Origin of the sequence: Streptomyces sp. NPDC021080, assembly GCF_044333225.1 — a bacterium.
Classification (GTDB): domain Bacteria; phylum Actinomycetota; class Actinomycetes; order Streptomycetales; family Streptomycetaceae; genus Streptomyces.
In genome coordinates this window covers 247,185-262,367 of the sequence record NZ_JBIRQM010000006.1, presented here as the reverse complement: position 1 = coordinate 262,367, position 15,183 = coordinate 247,185, and the positions used below count along the sequence as shown (strand labels likewise).

The 15,183-nt window shown below is 71.2% G+C and carries 14 protein-coding genes and 2 tRNA genes; 9 read left to right on the top strand and 7 right to left on the bottom strand.

The genetic code is table 11. The features are described from left to right. Positions 1 to 53: 53 nt before the first annotated feature. The 4 genes from ACH4S8_RS16990 to ACH4S8_RS16975 all read left to right on the top strand — a co-directional run bounded on the left by ACH4S8_RS16990 (position 54) and on the right by ACH4S8_RS16975 (position 3,773). Complete coding sequence (locus tag ACH4S8_RS16990; RefSeq protein WP_398394542.1) at positions 54 to 1,169, top strand: SDR family oxidoreductase; 1,116 nt, start codon at positions 54 to 56, stop codon at positions 1,167 to 1,169. Positions 1,170 to 1,556: 387 nt separating this feature from the next. After that, positions 1,557 to 2,018, top strand: a complete 462-nt coding sequence (locus tag ACH4S8_RS16985; RefSeq protein ID WP_398394540.1) for a molybdenum cofactor biosynthesis protein MoaE — start codon at positions 1,557 to 1,559, stop codon at positions 2,016 to 2,018. Positions 2,019 to 2,203: 185 nt separating this feature from the next. Further along, positions 2,204 to 2,389, top strand: coding sequence for a hypothetical protein (locus tag ACH4S8_RS16980; protein WP_384790359.1), 186 nt, complete (start codon positions 2,204 to 2,206; stop codon positions 2,387 to 2,389). Between the two features lie 286 nt (positions 2,390 to 2,675). Continuing rightward, positions 2,676 to 3,773 (top strand): PDZ domain-containing protein, encoded by a 1,098-nt coding sequence (locus ACH4S8_RS16975; RefSeq protein WP_398394537.1) that lies wholly within the window; start codon positions 2,676 to 2,678, stop codon positions 3,771 to 3,773. A 72-nt stretch (positions 3,774 to 3,845) separates the two neighbouring features. On the opposite strand, the gene ACH4S8_RS16970 is transcribed toward ACH4S8_RS16975, so the two are convergent. Next, complete coding sequence (locus ACH4S8_RS16970) at positions 3,846 to 4,388, bottom strand: PPA1309 family protein (protein WP_398394535.1); 543 nt, start codon at positions 4,386 to 4,388, stop codon at positions 3,846 to 3,848. Positions 4,389 to 4,552: 164 nt separating this feature from the next. On the opposite strand from ACH4S8_RS16970, the gene ACH4S8_RS16965 reads away from it, so the two are divergent. From ACH4S8_RS16965 to ACH4S8_RS16950, 4 genes are all read left to right on the top strand, one after another. Next, complete coding sequence (locus tag ACH4S8_RS16965) at positions 4,553 to 7,519, top strand: UPF0182 family protein (RefSeq protein WP_398395056.1); 2,967 nt, start codon at positions 4,553 to 4,555, stop codon at positions 7,517 to 7,519. 43 nt (positions 7,520 to 7,562) lie between these two features. Further along, positions 7,563 to 7,636: transfer RNA gene (locus tag ACH4S8_RS16960), tRNA-Met, on the top strand. A 228-nt stretch (positions 7,637 to 7,864) separates the two neighbouring features. Further along, complete coding sequence (locus ACH4S8_RS16955) at positions 7,865 to 9,715, top strand: sel1 repeat family protein (protein ID WP_398394533.1); 1,851 nt, start codon at positions 7,865 to 7,867, stop codon at positions 9,713 to 9,715. A 152-nt stretch (positions 9,716 to 9,867) separates the two neighbouring features. Next, positions 9,868 to 9,941, top strand: a tRNA-Met gene (locus ACH4S8_RS16950). A gap of 117 nt (positions 9,942 to 10,058) precedes the next feature. Here the strand turns inward: ACH4S8_RS16950 and ACH4S8_RS16945 are convergent. From ACH4S8_RS16945 to hisN, 4 genes are all read right to left on the bottom strand, one after another. Beyond that, the gene (locus ACH4S8_RS16945; protein ID WP_151472813.1) at positions 10,059 to 10,481 is read right to left on the bottom strand and encodes a Fur family transcriptional regulator; all 423 of its coding nucleotides are present in this window, start codon (positions 10,479 to 10,481) and stop codon (positions 10,059 to 10,061) included. A 268-nt stretch (positions 10,482 to 10,749) separates the two neighbouring features. Continuing rightward, positions 10,750 to 11,142 (bottom strand): cyclic nucleotide-binding/CBS domain-containing protein, encoded by a 393-nt coding sequence (locus tag ACH4S8_RS16940; RefSeq protein WP_398394530.1) that lies wholly within the window; start codon positions 11,140 to 11,142, stop codon positions 10,750 to 10,752. A 320-nt stretch (positions 11,143 to 11,462) separates the two neighbouring features. After that, positions 11,463 to 11,960 carry a hypothetical protein gene (locus tag ACH4S8_RS16935; protein WP_398394528.1) on the bottom strand — a complete coding sequence of 166 codons (498 nt, stop codon included), beginning with the start codon at positions 11,958 to 11,960 and terminating at the stop codon, positions 11,463 to 11,465. Between the two features lie 104 nt (positions 11,961 to 12,064). Next, positions 12,065 to 12,865 carry a histidinol-phosphatase gene (hisN, locus tag ACH4S8_RS16930; RefSeq protein WP_398394526.1) on the bottom strand — a complete coding sequence of 267 codons (801 nt, stop codon included), beginning with the start codon at positions 12,863 to 12,865 and terminating at the stop codon, positions 12,065 to 12,067. 212 nt (positions 12,866 to 13,077) lie between these two features. On the opposite strand from hisN, the gene ACH4S8_RS16925 reads away from it, so the two are divergent. Continuing rightward, positions 13,078 to 13,686 (top strand): TetR/AcrR family transcriptional regulator, encoded by a 609-nt coding sequence (locus ACH4S8_RS16925; protein ID WP_398394524.1) that lies wholly within the window; start codon positions 13,078 to 13,080, stop codon positions 13,684 to 13,686. A 36-nt stretch (positions 13,687 to 13,722) separates the two neighbouring features. Here ACH4S8_RS16925 and ACH4S8_RS16920 read toward each other — a convergent pair whose 3' ends face one another. Further along, entirely contained in the window at positions 13,723 to 14,046 is a 324-nt protein-coding gene (locus tag ACH4S8_RS16920) for a DMT family transporter (protein WP_398394522.1), read from the bottom strand. Positions 14,047 to 14,162: 116 nt separating this feature from the next. Next, positions 14,163 to 15,176: a ribosome small subunit-dependent GTPase A gene (gene rsgA / locus ACH4S8_RS16915; RefSeq protein ID WP_398394520.1), complete on the bottom strand. Its 1,014-nt coding sequence runs from the start codon at positions 15,174 to 15,176 to the stop codon at positions 14,163 to 14,165. Positions 15,177 to 15,183: the final 7 nt, after the last annotated feature.

The window sequence follows — 15,183 nt, the reverse complement described above, 5'->3', positions numbered from 1 at the left end:
GTAGGGGCGCGTCACACGCGCCCATTACTGAAGACAACCGCTGGAGACGCCCGGTGAGTTCCCCAGATCCGCAGGTTCGCGCAGCGCGAAACCACTCAACCAGCCCAGCCTCGCGCGGCCCCGTCGTCGCGGTCACCGGCGCCGCGGGCGGTGTGGGGGCGCTGCTCACCGAGCGCCTGGCCGCCAGCGAGGAGATCAAGCAGGTCGTCGCCATCGACGAGCGGCGCGGCGAGTGCGCCGACGCCCAGTGGCACATCCTGGACGTCCGGGACCCGGCGATCGCCGAGAAGCTGCGCGGCGCGGACGTCGTGGTCCATCTGGCGCTCGACCTCGATCTGGAGACGGACGCGGCGGCCCGGACCGCCTACAACGTCCGGGGGACGCAGACCGTGCTCACCGCCGCCGCGGCGGCCGGGGTCCACCGGGTGGTGCTGTGCACGTCGGCGATGGTCTACGGAGCGCTGCCCGACAACGAACTGCCGCTGTCCGAGGACGCCGAACTGCGGGCGACGGCCGAGGCGACGGGCGTCGGCGACCTGCTGGAGATCGAGCGGCTCGCCCGCCGCGCGCCGCGGGCGCACCCGGGGCTGAACGTGACCGTCGTACGGCCCGCGGTACTCGTCGGCGGCGGTACGGACACCGCGCTGACCAGGTACTTCGAGTCTCCCCGGCTCCTGGTGGTGACGGGATCGAGGCCCGCCTGGCAGTTCTGCCACGTCGAGGACCTGTGTGCCGCCCTGGAGTACGCGGTCGTCGAGAAGGTCGAGGGCGAGCTGGCCGTCGGCTGCGACGGGTGGCTGGAGCAGGAGGAGGTGGAGGAGCTGAGCGGGATCCGGCGGATGGAGCTGCCGTCCGCGGTCGCGCTGGGCGCCGCCGCCCGGCTCCACCGGATCGGGCTCACGCCCTCGCCCGCCGGAGACCTCGCCTACACGATGTACCCCTGGGTGGTGAGCGGGAGCCGGCTGCACGACGCCGGGTGGCGCCCGCGCTGGACCAACGAGGAGGTCCTGGCGGAGCTGCTGGAGGAGGTCGCGGGGCGGCACACGGTGGCCGGCCGGCGGCTGGGACGCAAGGACGCGACGGCGGCGGGCGCGGCGGGCGCGACGGTGGCGCTGCTCGGCGCGGCGGCGGTGGTCCGCCGGGCCCGGAAGGCCCGGCGCAGGTTCTGAGACCGGTGCCGCGCCGCCGTGTCACCGGGGCGGACGGCGGCCCGGCATGGCCGGTGCTTTTGCGGGCCCACCCCGCGAACCGGGCGTGTCGCGCGAACCGGGCGTGTCGCGCGGAGCCGGGTCGTGCGGTGCCGCCCGGGAGCCGGGTTTCTCGGAGCTGCCCGGAGCTGCCCGGAGCTGCCCGGAACCGGGCCGAACCGGGTCGCGCGGAGCCAGGTCGCGCGGTGCCGCGTTGAGCCGGGTCGCGCCGGCGCGTGGTCGCTCGAGCCCACGACCCGCTGCCGCACGGCGCGCCCGGGTGTCCTGGAGGAGGCTCCGAGCGGAACGCGCGCGTGCCGGGTGAAAGCCGTGTTCCACGGGGTCGGCGGGGTGCGGCACGATGGGGGCATGGCACCTACCTATGACCACCCCGGTGAGCGGGCCGCGCAGGATCCGGTCCGGCTCCTGGCGATCCGCGACGAACCGCTCTCCCTGGACGAGGTCTTCAAGGCCGTGGGGGACGACGCCGCCGGGGGGACCGCGCTGTTCGTGGGGACGGTACGCAATCACGACGCCAGCGCCGACGTCGACGAGCTCGGGTACTCGTCCCACCCCACCGCCGAGGCGGAGATGCGCCGTGTCGCGGAGAAGGTGGCCGCCGCCTATCCGGTACGGGCCCTGGCCGCCGTCCACCGGGTGGGCGACCTGCGCGTCGGGGACCTGGCCGTGATCGTCGCCGTGTCGTGCCCGCACCGGAGCGAGGCCTTCGAGGCCTGCCGCATGCTCATCGACGACCTCAAGCACGAGGTGCCGATCTGGAAGCACCAGAGGTTCTCCGACGGCACGCAGGAATGGGTCGGCGCCTGCTGAGACCCGCGGGACCGCCCGGCGCCGGAGGCTCACCGGGGGCTGACCGACTTCTCACCACCGTCCGGTTGCGTAACCAGGGCCCTGCCGTGAGCGTTGACAGTGCGGATGGTTAATCTGCTGAACAGTGCAGATGTCAAATCTGCTGATCAGTCAGTTGCGGTCGCTCGTGGGGATGGGAGGTCGACATGGCGGCTCTTGCCTGGTTGCTGATTCCGCTGATGGCCGCGATCGGTGCCGGTCTGTGGGGCAGTTGGGCCGGCCGGAATCGCAAGGCCGCGGGAGACGGTGTCGAGCTCGCCGGATACACGCGCTTCCGTGAGGCCATGGAGCGGACCGGCGTCCGGGAGAAGTCCCACTCCGACGCGGTCTGAGGCCACCGGTCCGTCACCCCCGCGCCCGCGCGACGCGTCCGGGCGTGAGCCGGAGCCGCTGCGCCCCGCCCGGGTGGGCCCGCGCTCGCGCGAGCGTCCAGGTGTTCGACGGGTCGTGTCCCGGTTGCCGGTCGGCACGGACCTGTCCGGCCGGCCCGGAACCGTGCGGAACACCTCGGACCATCGCCCGGAACACGGCATTCGCGCCTTTCGGGCGGGCTTCGGGCCCATCACGTACGGACGGCCCCGACGGTGCGCTTACACCACCGTCCCGTACTGTCGTTCCATGCCACGCCGCACCGCGACGATGCTCGCCTCCACTCTGATCCTGATCGCGCTCCTGTGCGCGGGAGTGTTCATCAAAGTGCCGTACTCGGAGATGTCACCGGGTCCCACGGTGAACACGCTGGGCGACCACGACGGTGAGCCGGTGCTGCAGATCTCGGGCCGCAAGACGTACCCGACGACCGGGCACCTGAACATGACCACGGTCCGGGTCACGAGCGCCGACTACAACATGAACCTCGTCGAGGCCGTGTACGGATGGCTGGCGCACGACAGCAAGATCGTGCCGCACGACACGCTCTACCCGGACGGCAAGACCGAGCAGCAGTCGACGCAGGAGAACGCCGAGGAGTTCAGCCAGTCCCAGGAGAGCGCCAAGGTGTCCGCCCTGAAGGAGCTGGGCATCCCCGTGAAGTCCTGGGTGATCGTCTCCACCGTCGTCAAGGGGGCCCCGGCCGAGGGGCGGCTGCACGCCGGTGACGTGATCAAGGCCGTCGACGGCACGGTCGTGAAGGAGCCCGACGACGTCGCGAAGCTCGTCACCAAGCACAAGCCCGGGAACAAGGTCGTGTTCAGGATCGTGCCCGCCAAGGAGCAGGCCGCCGCGACGAAGGAGCACCGGACGGCGACCGCGACCAAGGATGTGACGATCACCACGGTCAAGTCCGACGACAGCGGCACCGACCGCGCCGTCGTCGGGATCTCGGCCGGGACCGACCACACGTTCCCGTTCACCATCGACATCAAGCTCGCCGACGTCGGCGGCCCGAGCGCGGGTCTGATGTTCTCGCTCGGCATCGTGGACAAGCTCACCCCGGGGAACCTCACCGGAGGCAAGTTCGTGGCCGGCACCGGCACCATCGACGACAACGGCAAGGTCGGCCCGATCGGCGGCATCGACATGAAGACCGTCGGCGCGCGCAGCAAGGGCGCCCAGTACTTCCTGACGCCCAAGGACAACTGCGCCGAGGCCGCCAAGGACACCCCGGACGGGCTCAGGCTGGTCAAGGTCGACACGATCGACGACGCGATGAAGGCCCTCAAGGACATCAGCGCGGGCCGGACCTCCGACCTGCCCTCGTGCACCGCCAAGGGCTGACGGACACCGCCCGTCCGTGACCGGGGGCGCCCCGCGAACCGCGGGGCGCCCCCAATCACGTCCGTGCGCGGATCAGTCCGCGAACGTCGCCGACAGCGCCTCCGCGAGCCCCGGCACGAGGCCCGCGCCCGTGAGCACCTCCGTCGCCGCGTCCTTCTCGCGCAGCCGCACCGCCGAGTCGCGGGTGCCGTCCCGCAGGACGCCGACGGTCATGCGCACCTCCTGGCGGTCCGGGTGCGCGGCGACCCACTGGGTGAGCTTCTTGCCGCTGAGACCCTCCGGGACCGCGGCCTCCGCGGACGGCGGCAGCATCAGTCGTTCCACGGTGAGCGCGCAGCCGACGACGGCGTCGGGCCAGGCGATGGTGCCGAGGAACTCGTCCAGCGGCTTGCCGGCAGGGATCTCGTCCTGCTCGACGGGGGTGAGACCGGTGGTCTCCTGCTCGTGCTCCAGACCGAGCTGAGCGGCGAGGCCGGGCTCCTGGGCCCGCAGCCGTGCGGTGTCTACGAGGGCGAAGAGGCGGGCGGGCTGGTCCCAGCCGAGGCCGGAGGCGTACTCGTCGATCTCGAGTACGGCCCGGGTCAGGGGGCTCGCTGCCATGGGAGTGTTGGACATGGTCACAATCCTGCCTCGTTCGTGACCTGAATCGGGAACCGAGTAAAGCGTGAGTAAGTTGCATAGATGAGGCTCCCCGATCGCGGAGCCTTACTGACGGTCCACCGACATGGGGGCCTGACGGAATCGACAGCGACTTCGAGGTGCGCACCTTGGCTTTCCAGATGCCGGACCGCGGCGGAGGCCCGACGGGGCCGCGGATCAGAGTGGGCCGGCCGTCCCGGCGTGTCCGGACCCTGCTCATGACATTGGGCGTGCTGGCCGTACTGGCCATGGCCTTCGTCATGTTCGCGGGGTTCTGGACGGACTGGCTCTGGTACCGCTCGGTCCACTACTCGTCGGTCTTCACCACCACCCTGTGGACCAAGATCGGGCTCTTCTTCGTCTTCGGTCTGCTGATGGCGGCCGCCGTGGGCTTCAACATCTGGCTGGCGCACCGGCTGCGCCCGCCGCTGAGCGCCATGTCGATGGAGCAGCAGAGCCTCGACCGGTACCGCATGGGCATCGCGCCCTACAAGCGCTGGCTGCTGCTCGCGATCACGTCCCTGGTGGGACTGATCGCCGGCGCGTCCGCCTCGGGCCAGTGGCGCACGTGGCTGATGTGGGTGAACGGAGTGCCCTTCCACCAGAAGGACCCTCAGTTCCACCTCGACGTCTCCTTCTACGCCTTCGACCTGCCCTGGTACCGCTTCCTGCTCGGCTTCGGCTTCGCCGCCGCCGTGCTCTCGCTGATCGCCGCCGCCCTCACGCACTACCTGTACGGCGGTCTGCGGATCACCAGCCCCGGAGCGCGTGCCACGGCCGCGGCCACCGGACACCTCTCGGTGCTCCTCGGCGTCTTCGTCGCCCTGAAGGCGGTCGCCTACTGGCTCGACCGGTACGGGCTCGCGGTGAAGTCCAGTGACTTCAAGGCGACCGGCAACTGGACGGGCCTGCGCTACGTCGACGCGAACGCGTATCTGCCCGCCAAGACGATCCTGTTCTGCATCGCAGTCATCTGCGCGCTGCTCTTCTTCGCGACGCTGTGGCGGCGCACCTGGCAGCTGCCCGTGATCGGCTTCGGCCTCATGGTGCTCTCGGCCGTCCTCATCGGCGGCCTGTACCCCGCGATAGTCCAGAAGTTCCAGGTCGAGCCCAACGAGCAGGCCAAGGAAGCGCCGTACGTCGAGAAGAACCTCAAGGCGACCCGCGAGGCGTACGGGATCGCCGGCACCGACGTGCAGGACTACCCGGGGGCGAGCGACACCAAGGACAAGGCCGAGCTGCGTGACGACGCCGACACCGTCGCGAGCATCCGCCTGATGGACCCGAACATCGTGTCGCCGACCTTCCAGCAGCTCCAGCAGGTGCGGAACTACTACGGCTTCCCGTCGAACCTGGACGTCGACCGGTACAGCAAGGACGGCAAGGAGCAGGACACCGTCCTCGGTCTGCGCGAGCTGAACCTCGCGGGCATCCCGAAGAGCAACTGGATCAACGACCACTTCCGGTACACGCACGGATACGGCGTCGTCGCGGCCAAGGGCACCACGGCCGAAGAGGGCCGCCCGGTCTTCACCGAGTACAACCTGCCCTCCAAGGGCGACCTCGGGTCGTACAAGCAACAGGTCTACTACGGCGAGAAGACCACCCAGTACTCGATCGTCGGCGGTCCCCAGAAGGAGATCGACTACTCCGACGACAGCGGTGAGAAGACCACCAGCTACAAGGGCAAGAGCGGCGTCAGCCTCGCGAGTCCGGTCAACCGGGCCGCGTACGCGGTGGCGTTCGGCGAGCCGCAGATCATGTACTCGGGCGCGATCGGCGAGGGTTCGCGGATCCTCTACAACCGCACGCCCAAGGAGCGGGTCGAGGCGGTGGCCCCCTGGCTGACCATCGACGGTGACGCCTATCCGGCGGTCGTCGACGGGAAGATCCAGTGGATCGTCGACGCGTACACCACGACCAACGGCTATCCGTACGCCTCGCGCACCACGCTCGGCGACACCACGGCGGACTCGCTGACGGCGGCCAACAACCAGCGCGCGGTGGTGGCCCAGCAGAACCAGGTCAACTACATCCGCAACTCGGTGAAGGCGACCGTCGACGCGTACACCGGCGACGTCAAGCTCTACCAGTGGGACACCGAGGACCCTGTCCTGAAGACCTGGATGAAGGCGTTCCCGGGCACGGTGAAGTCGGAGAAGTCGATCTCGCCGGAGCTGATGGCCCATCTGCGCTACCCGCAGGACCTGTTCAAGGTCCAGCGTGAACTGCTCACCCGCTACCACGTGAAGGACGCCCAGACGTTCCTGAGCGGCAGCGAGGTGTGGCAGGTCCCGGACGACCCGACGAACAAGTCGGGCAGCGCGGTGCCGCCGTACTACCTGAGCATGAAACTGCCGGGACAGTCGTCGCAGGCGTTCTCGCTGACGACGACGATGACGCCGAACGGCCGGGACAACCTGAGCGCGTTCGTGTCGGTCAACGCCGAGGCGGGGACGCCCGGTTACGGCAAGATCAGCGTTCTGAAGCTGCCGACCGGCAGAACGGTCGACGGACCCAAACGGGTGCAGAGCCAGTTCAACTCCGAGCCGTCCATCGCCGAGTCCATCAGGCTCCTCAGAGGCGGCGACTCGGAGGTCGAGTACGGCAACCTGCTGACGGTGCCGCTCGACGGCGGACTGCTCTATGTGGAACCGGTCTACGTCCGCGGCGGCGATCTCAAGTACCCGCTGCTGCGCAAGGTGTTGGTGACCTACGGCGGCAGCACCGCCTTCGAGGACACGCTGGGCCAGGCGCTCAACAAGGTCTTCGGGGCGGAGAGTTCGACCGAGCCGCCGGACCAGGGCACCACGAAGCCGCCCGCGTCGGGCAACCCGACGGTCCAGGCCGCGCTCGACGACGCGCAGAAGGCCTTCGACGACGGACAGGAAGCCCTCAAGAAGGGTGACTGGAAGGCGTACGGCGAGGCGCAGAAGAACCTTCAGGACGCGCTGAAGCGGGCCGAGGACGCGCAGGCCAAGGCGGACAAGGCCGGCGGCAGTTCCGGAGCGGGCAAGACGGGCGACAAGGGCGCCGGCAAGAGCGCCACCCCGAGCGCGAGTCCCAGCCCGAGCCCCAGCAGCTCGAAGGGCTCAGGAAGCGGCTGATCAGGAGCTGGTCCCGCGCCGTGGTACGGTTGCAACACAACGGCGCGGGGTGGAGCAGCTCGGTAGCTCGCTGGGCTCATAACCCAGAGGTCGCAGGTTCAAATCCTGTCCCCGCTACTGAAGTCGAAGGCCCGGATCCAGTTCATGGATCCGGGCCTTCGACGTGTGTGACGCCACGCCGGGGCGCCTCCGTGACCTGGCGACTCGTATGAAGTGCCGCGACATGCGAGGGGAGTTGGGCGATCTGTGTTTGACTTGTCTCTCTGTGGGCATGTCGACAAAACGCTGAAGTGACCTCACTGGCTGCGGTATACCAGGTGTACCCGGGTTGCAGGTGGTGCGACGATGGACGTTATGGGGGACAAGGCAACTCTGTTGGATACAGGGCGGTTTGAGCAGTCTGCCGACTTTGGGCAGCCTGCCGATCTCACACAGCCTTCCGACCGGGACGAGACCGGCGAGGCCGCGGAGGAGGCGCGCCAGTGGTCGGCCGCCGAAGCCGGCGACGTCGAGGCGATGAGCGTCCTCGGAGCCATGCTGCTGCGCCGGGGCGATCTCGACGCGGCCGAATCCCATCTGCGTGCCGCCACCTCCGCCGGTGACCGTGCCGCCGCCAACAATCTGGGTGTCCTCCTCTATCAGCGCGGATACGCCGACGAGGCCGCCGGATGGTGGCGGATCGCCGCCGTGGCCGGCAGTGCCGCCGCCGCGCACGCGCTCGGCCGGCACCACCGCGAACGCGGCGACGAGCCCGCCGCCGAGTACTGGCTGCGTCAGTCCGCCGAGCAGGGCCACGCCCTGGGCGCGTACGCGCTCGCCGATCTGCTGGAGCATCGTAGCGACGTGGGTGCCGAGCAGTGGATGCGGGCCGCCGCGGAGCGCGGGCACCGCGAGGCCGCGTACCGGCTGGCGCGCACGCTCGACCGCAAGGCCCTGGACTCGGGCGAGGCCGTGGGCGACAACGGTGTCATCGGCGCCGCCGGGCAGGCCGCCGAGCAGTGGTACCGGCAGGCCGCCGCGCGCGGGCACCGCAGGGCCGCACTGCATCTCGGGGCGATCCTGGAGAAGCGCGGCGACCTCAAGGAGGCCGGACGCTGGTATCTGACGTCCGCCAAGGACGGGGAGGCGCGCGCCGCGTGCGCCCTCGGGTTCCTGCTGCGCGACGCCGGGGACCCCGACAGCGCCGCCGTCTGGTGGCTGCGGGCCGCGCAGGACGGGGACGGGAACGCCGCCAACGCCCTGGGTGCGCTGCACGCCGAGCGGGGTGAGACCCAGACCGCCGAGCGCTGGTACCGGGCCGCGATGGACGCGGGCGACGTGAACGGCGCGTACAACCTCGGACTGCTCTGCGCCGAGCAGGGGCGGACCGCGCAGGCCGAGCAGTGGTACCGCAGGGCCGCGTACGCCGGTCACCGCGAGGCCGCCAACGCCCTGGCGATCCTGCTGCTCCAGGTCGGCGACGCGGCCGGCGCCGAACCGTGGTTCTCCAAGGCCGCGGAGGCCGGGAGCGTGGATGCCGCGTTCAACCTCGGCATCCTGCACGCCGGACGCGCCACCGAGGCCGACGACGCCGCCGCGCTGCGCTGGTACGAGCGCGCCGCCGCCGCAGGACACACGGAAGCGGCGCTCCAGGTGGGCATCGCGCGGCTGCGGGAGGGCGACGAGCCGGCCGCCGAGCGGCATCTGCGGTGCGCCGCGGGAGGGGGCAGCGCCGAGGCCGCCTACCGGCTCGCCGCCGTGCTCGACGCCCGGCGGCCCCCGGCGCCCGCACACGAACTCGGGGAGCACGCGCAGGAGAAGAGCGAGTGCGAGGAGTGGTACGAGCGGGCCGCCTCCCAGGGCCACCGGCGTGCGCAGGTGCGGGTCGGGATGCTGGCCGCGGCGCGGGGCGACGTGGTGGAGGCGGCGCGCTGGTACCGCGAGGCTGCCGAGGCCGGGTCGCGCAACGGCGCCTTCAACCTCGGGCTGCTGCTGGCCCGTGAGGGGAGCGAGCCGGAGGCGGCGCTGTGGTGGACCCGCGCGGCCGACGCGGGCCACGGGCGGGCGGCGCTGCGGCTGGCGCTCGTGTACGCGCGGCGCGGGGAACTCGCCGAGGGGCAGGGGTGGGCCGACCGGGCCGTGTCGCTGGGGCCCGCGGAGGTCTCCGAGCGGGCGGCGCGGCTGCGGGACGCCTTGCGGGAGGAACTGTCCGCGTGAGGGGGCGGCCGGGTGAGGGGGTCGGGCGGGATGCGGCCCGGTGCCGCCTTGTCCGGGTCCCGCCCCCTGTCCGGGGCCCGTCCGGGTTGCCCCGGGCACGCGTCAATGGATTTGCGCGGGTCACGGTCTTGACGTACTGTTCAGTTCATCGACGCGGGGTGGAGCAGCTCGGTAGCTCGCTGGGCTCATAACCCAGAGGTCGCAGGTTCAAATCCTGTCCCCGCTACTGAAGGCCGAGGGCCGGAATCCGAAAGGGTTCCGGCCCTCGGTGCGTTTGCTGACCCGTCGTGGAAACACTGGAGCGAACAGTGAATGCCGAACCGCGAACGGAGCCGCCGCGCTTCTACGCCGCCATCGCCGCGCAGTCCGGGCAGACGCCCCGGTAGGTCACCTCGACGTCCGAGACGGTGAAGCCGAAGCGCTCCGAGTCGGGGAGGTCGCCGAGCGGGTTGCCGATCGGGTGGACGTCGCGGATGGCGCCGCACCGGGCGCAGACCAGGTGGTGGTGCGGACGGTGCGCGTTCGGGTCGTACCGCTTGGCGCGCTTGTCCGTGGCGACTTCCAGCACCTCGCCGAGCGAGACCAGCTCACCCAGCGTGTTGTAGACGGTCGCCCGGGAGATCTCGGGCAGCTTGGCCACGGCGCGGGCGTGCACTTCGTCGGCCGTCAGATGGACGTGGTCGCCGTCGAGGACCTCGGCCACGACACGTCGCTGCGCGGTCATCCGCCATCCGCGTCCGCGCAGTCGTTCCAACAGGTCACTCATACAGGTCAGCGTAACAGCAGGTGAACCAGATCCCGAATGGGTGTGATTTTAGATTGCATCTTGACTTGGACAGGATCCGTCATGGGATCGCGCTCGCCGCAGGACGGGAAGCGGCACCTTTCGGCCGACGGGCCGACAGGCCGACGGGCCGACGGTAGGCCGTCGGCCCGCCGGCAGGCTGGTGATGGGCCGGCCGCGGGCCTGAACTCCCCGGCGATTCCGGGAGTTCAGGCCCGCCCTCGTGTCCGGACGAGGCCCGGCGGTCGGGTCAGGCCGGTACCTGCTGCCGGACGGGCGCCCAGCAGCGGATGATGTCGCGGACCGAGACGATGCCCAGGGGGCCGCTGCTGTCGAGCACGATCAGGTGCCGGAAGCCGCCGTGCGACATCGCGGCCGCGGCCTCCTCCAAGGTCCAGGTGGGTGCCGCGAAGACGACGTCGGTGGTGGTGTGGCTGCCTGCGGTCTCCGAGTCCGGGTTCTGGCCGCAGGCAAGGGAGTTGAGGATGTCACGCTCGGTGAGGATCCCGAGGCCGGAGGAGTCCTCGTCGAGGACCACCGCCGCGCCGACGTGGCGCGCGGACATCAGTCGGGCGGACTGCCTGAGGGTGTGTGCCGGGCCGATGGTGAGGACCACCGTGCTCATGGCGTCGCGGACGAGCATGGGCTGGAGCCACCTCCTCGGTGAACCGCCGGCTCCCCGGCCCCTGGACGGGGCGCAAAGAGAAACGGTTCACAAGTTCACAAGTGGGGGAGCTCTCAGAGTCGCAGTTAAAGGGAGGGTCAACAAGGGGGCGCGTGCCGTGAGTTCGGGGGCGCCCGGAGTTGCTCAGCAGTCCCGGGCCCGGCAGGGCTGCTCAGAGGCACCGGTGGTACCGCGGGCGCCGACGGCGCTGTCCGGCGCGGTGCGCCGGCATGCCGTGCCTCCGGGCGGGGCGCATCGCGCTCCTGCGCGGCCGCGTGCCGGTCACGGCAGGCCGGGGCTCACGGCCGGCCGAAGCTCACGACCAGGGCCCCGGTTCGCGCCGCCTCGTTCGTGAGCTTCGTCCTGGCATGCCAGCCGACCTTCACCGAGTACGACGCCGAGCCGTCCGGCACTCCCCGCACGGCGACGGGGAACACGCGCCGCGCGGAACTGTCGTAGGCGCCGCTTCCCAGTGAACCGGTCGCGACGACCCGGCCCGCCGAGTCGAAGACGGTCACCAGTGCGCCCTTGTCGAGGTCGCCGAACTCGTGATCTCCACCGCACGCCCCCGAGGCCCCGGAGTCGCCCGCGACCTGTACCTCGCCCACCAGCGTGAACGGCTCCTCGCCCGCGGATCCGGTCAGGCTCCAGGCCGGCGCGACGGCGCCCGCCCCGATCCCCGCGGCCGCCCAGAGTGCCGCCGTACTCCGTGGCCGGTGTCCTCCCGCGGGCCCGGAGGGGGCCGGCGGCACGGTGGGTGGGGGTGTGACCCGCTCCTCGAGCGATCCCTCAGGCATGTCCGTAGCATGACACCACGGGGAGGGCGGGCGCGTCACAGCCCTGCCACAGCCGCCGCCCGCCACTCGGTGACGCCGGTTCGGACCCCCGGCATTCCGTCGTGTCAGTAGCGCTGGTTCAGATACCCCAGCATCTCGTCGTGCAGAAGGCCGTTCGACGCGGCCGCGTTGCCGCTGTGCGGGCCGGGGCGTCCGTCGAGGCCGGTGAACGTACCGCCCGCCTCGGTCACGATGATCGCGTTCGCCGCCATGTCCCAGAGCGACAGCTCGGGTTCGGCGCAGATGTCGACCGAGCCCTCGGCGACCATCATGTACGGCCAGAAGTCGCCGTAACCACGCGTGCGCCAGACCGCCTTCGTCAGATCGAGGAAGCCGTCCAGACGGCCCTGGTCCTCCCAGCCGGACAGCGAGGAGTACGCGAAGGACGCGTCGCCCATCCGCGGGACGCTGGACACCCGCAGCCGGGTCGCGGAGGACAGGGAGCGGCCGGTGAACGCGCCGTGCCCCTTCGCCGCCCACCAGCGACGGCCCAGCGCGGGGGCCGAGACGACGCCGACGACCGGCTGGTAGCCGCCCTCGCCCGCCTCCATCAGGGAGATCAGCGTGGCCCACACGGGCACACCGCGGACGTAGTTCTTGGTGCCGTCGATCGGGTCGACGACCCAGCGGCGCGGGCCCGTGCCCTCGATGCCGTACTCCTCGCCGAGGACCGCGTCGCGCGGCCTGGCCCGCTGGAGATGGCCGCGGATGAGTTCCTCGGCGGCCTTGTCCGCCTCGCTCACCGGCGTCATGTCCGGCTTCGTCTCGACTTTCAGGTCGAGCGCCTTGAAGCGGTCCATCGTCGCGGCGTCGGCGGCGTCCGCCAGGACATGGGCGAGGCGCAGGTCATCGCGGTAGTCGGGCATGGGTGAACCGTATCTGCCCGCGTCGGGACGGGGCTACACGGCACCGCGGGTGATCGCCGGGCCGGTTGCCCGTCACGGACCCGGCCCCGGGCTCGCGTCCGGATCGGGCGCGCACGGCTGCGAGTTCGCGCCCCTCGGGGCCGCCGCGAACCCTTGACAGTGCCCGCGCACGCGTCAAATCTGGCTCCAGAGCCGCTCGCCCCAGGGAGGCGATGATGCCCGCAGCGCGCGAATCGCTCTTGGACGCCGCCTATACGGCACTCGCGCGCCGCCCGTGGTCCGCGGTGCGGATGGTCGATGTGGCAGCGGTGGCCGGAGTGTCACGCCAGACCCTCTACAACGAGTTCGGGAGCAAGGAAGGGCTGGCGCGCGCCCTCGTACGACGGGAGGCCGACGCGTATCTCGCCGGTGTCGACCGGGCCCTGGCCGCGCACACGGACGCGCGGGAGCGGCTGGCCGCGACCGCCGAGTGGACGACCTCGACGGCCCGCAGCAACGCGCTGGTACGGGCGATGCTGACCGGATGCTGGAGCGAGCGGCTGCCCGCGCCCGCGCTGTCCGCCGTGCCCTCGTCGTCCGCGGTGCCCGCGCAGCGGCGGGCCGACGGACCGCTGCCCTCGCCCACCGACTTCGTGGCGCTGGTCCGCGACCGCGCGGTCGCCGCGCTCGCCCTGTCCCGGGCGGACACCCCCGAGGTCACCCGGGTCTGCGAACTGGTGGCCCGGCTCGCGCTGTCGTGCGTCGTCGCACCGCCCGCCCGGGGCGGCGTCACGGAACTGGTCAGGACCGCGCTGGCGCCGTCCCACCGGATCGGGGCGTGAGCGGCGGGGTCCCCCGGGTCCCGGCCGGTCCGGGGCTCAGTGCGCCGAACCCGACAGCTGGAGCCCGATGACACCGATGATGACCAGGCTGATCGAGACGATCTTGAGGACCGAGACCAGGTCGTCGAGGAAGATCATGCCGTAGATGGCGGTGCCGGCCGCGCCGATGCCGGTCCACACCGCGTAGGCGGGACCGACGTCGAGCTTCTTCAGCGAAAGGGTCAGCAGACCGAAGCTGCCGAGGGCGAACACGCAGAACGCGACCGTGGGCCAGAATCTGGTGAAGCCGTGCGAGAGCTTCAGGCAGACGGCGAAGCCGGTTTCGAGGACCCCCGCCACAACGACCAGCAGCCACGCCATGTCTTGTCCTCCCGCATCGCACGTCGACTGCTGGCCCGGACCGGCTCGGTGCGATTATGCATTCACCGGCCCGGAGAAGCCCTTACCGACGGCGGGCACACGCAAACACGGGGACGTCAGTCGCCCTCGCGGCGTTCGCGCGTGGCCAGCAGACGGCGCAGCGAGTACAGCCGCTGCGGGTCCGCGTGGCCGTCGGTCACCCACTGGTCGAGCGCGCAGTCGGGTTCGTCGTGACTGCATGCGCGGGGGCAGCCCTCGGTGCCGGGTTCCAGATCGGGGAAGGCGTGGATGACCCGGGACGGATCGACGTGGTTCAGGCCGAAGGACCGGACACCCGGGGTGTCCACCACCCAGCCCCCGCCGCTGCCCGCCAGCGGCAGGGCCAGCGCCGAGGTGGTCGTGTGCCGGCCGCGCCCCGTGACCGCGTTGACGTGACCGGTCGTCCGGCGCTGCTCGGGCGGCACCAGCGCGTTCACCAGAGTGGTCTTGCCGACGCCCGAGTGACCGACGAACGCCGTGATCCTGCCGTCCAGTTGTTCGCGCACCCGGTCGGCGGCGGCCTCGGTCCGCAGCTCCTCGCGGCTGGTCACCACGTACGGGATGTCCAGCGCGCCGTACAGCTCCAGGAACTTGTCCGGCGGCGCCAGGTCCGACTTCGTGAGCACGAGGAGCGGGGTCAGGCCGCCGTCGAAGGCCGCCACCAGGCAGCGGTCGATCAGGCGGGGGCGCGGCTCGGGGTCGGCGAGGGCGGTGACGATGGCGAGCTGGTCGGCGTTGGCGACGACCACCCGCTCGTAGGGGTCGTCGTCGTCGGCCGTGCGGCGCAGCACCGAGGCGCGCGGCTCGATGCGGACGATGCGGGCGAGGGTGTCCTTCTCGCCGGACAGGTCGCCGACGATGGCCACCCGGTCGCCGACGACCGCGGCCTTGCGGCCCAGTTCGCGTGCCTTCATCGCCATCACGGCACGGTCCTCGACCAGACAGGTCAGCCGGCCGCGGTCGACCGTGAGGACCATGCCCTCGACGGCCTCCTCGTGCTTGGGGCGGATGTTCGTACGGGGACGGTTGCCCTTGCGGTTCGGCCGCTGGCGGATGTCGTCCTCGTCGGTGTTCTTGCCGTATCGGCGCATGATCCAG

Bases quoted from the DNA above. Each gene is read 5' to 3' on its own strand.
- ACH4S8_RS16985 (WP_398394540.1), top strand. From the start codon at position 1,557: ATGGCACCTACCTATGACCACCCCGGTGAGCGGGCCGCGCAGGATCCG.
- ACH4S8_RS16980 (WP_384790359.1), top strand. From the start codon at position 2,204: ATGGCGGCTCTTGCCTGGTTGCTGATTCCGCTGATGGCCGCGATCGGT.
- ACH4S8_RS16975 (WP_398394537.1), top strand. From the start codon at position 2,676: ATGCCACGCCGCACCGCGACGATGCTCGCCTCCACTCTGATCCTGATC.
- ACH4S8_RS16970 (WP_398394535.1), bottom strand. From the start codon at position 4,388: ATGTCCAACACTCCCATGGCAGCGAGCCCCCTGACCCGGGCCGTACTC.
- ACH4S8_RS16965 (WP_398395056.1), top strand. From the start codon at position 4,553: ATGCCGGACCGCGGCGGAGGCCCGACGGGGCCGCGGATCAGAGTGGGC.
- ACH4S8_RS16955 (WP_398394533.1), top strand. From the start codon at position 7,865: ATGGACGTTATGGGGGACAAGGCAACTCTGTTGGATACAGGGCGGTTT.
- ACH4S8_RS16945 (WP_151472813.1), bottom strand. From the start codon at position 10,481: ATGAGTGACCTGTTGGAACGACTGCGCGGACGCGGATGGCGGATGACC.
- ACH4S8_RS16940 (WP_398394530.1), bottom strand. From the start codon at position 11,142: ATGCTCGTCCGCGACGCCATGAGCACGGTGGTCCTCACCATCGGCCCG.
- ACH4S8_RS16935 (WP_398394528.1), bottom strand. From the start codon at position 11,960: ATGCCTGAGGGATCGCTCGAGGAGCGGGTCACACCCCCACCCACCGTG.
- hisN (WP_398394526.1), bottom strand. From the start codon at position 12,865: ATGCCCGACTACCGCGATGACCTGCGCCTCGCCCATGTCCTGGCGGAC.
- ACH4S8_RS16925 (WP_398394524.1), top strand. From the start codon at position 13,078: ATGATGCCCGCAGCGCGCGAATCGCTCTTGGACGCCGCCTATACGGCA.
- ACH4S8_RS16920 (WP_398394522.1), bottom strand. From the start codon at position 14,046: ATGGCGTGGCTGCTGGTCGTTGTGGCGGGGGTCCTCGAAACCGGCTTC.
- rsgA (WP_398394520.1), bottom strand. From the start codon at position 15,176: ATGCGCCGATACGGCAAGAACACCGACGAGGACGACATCCGCCAGCGG.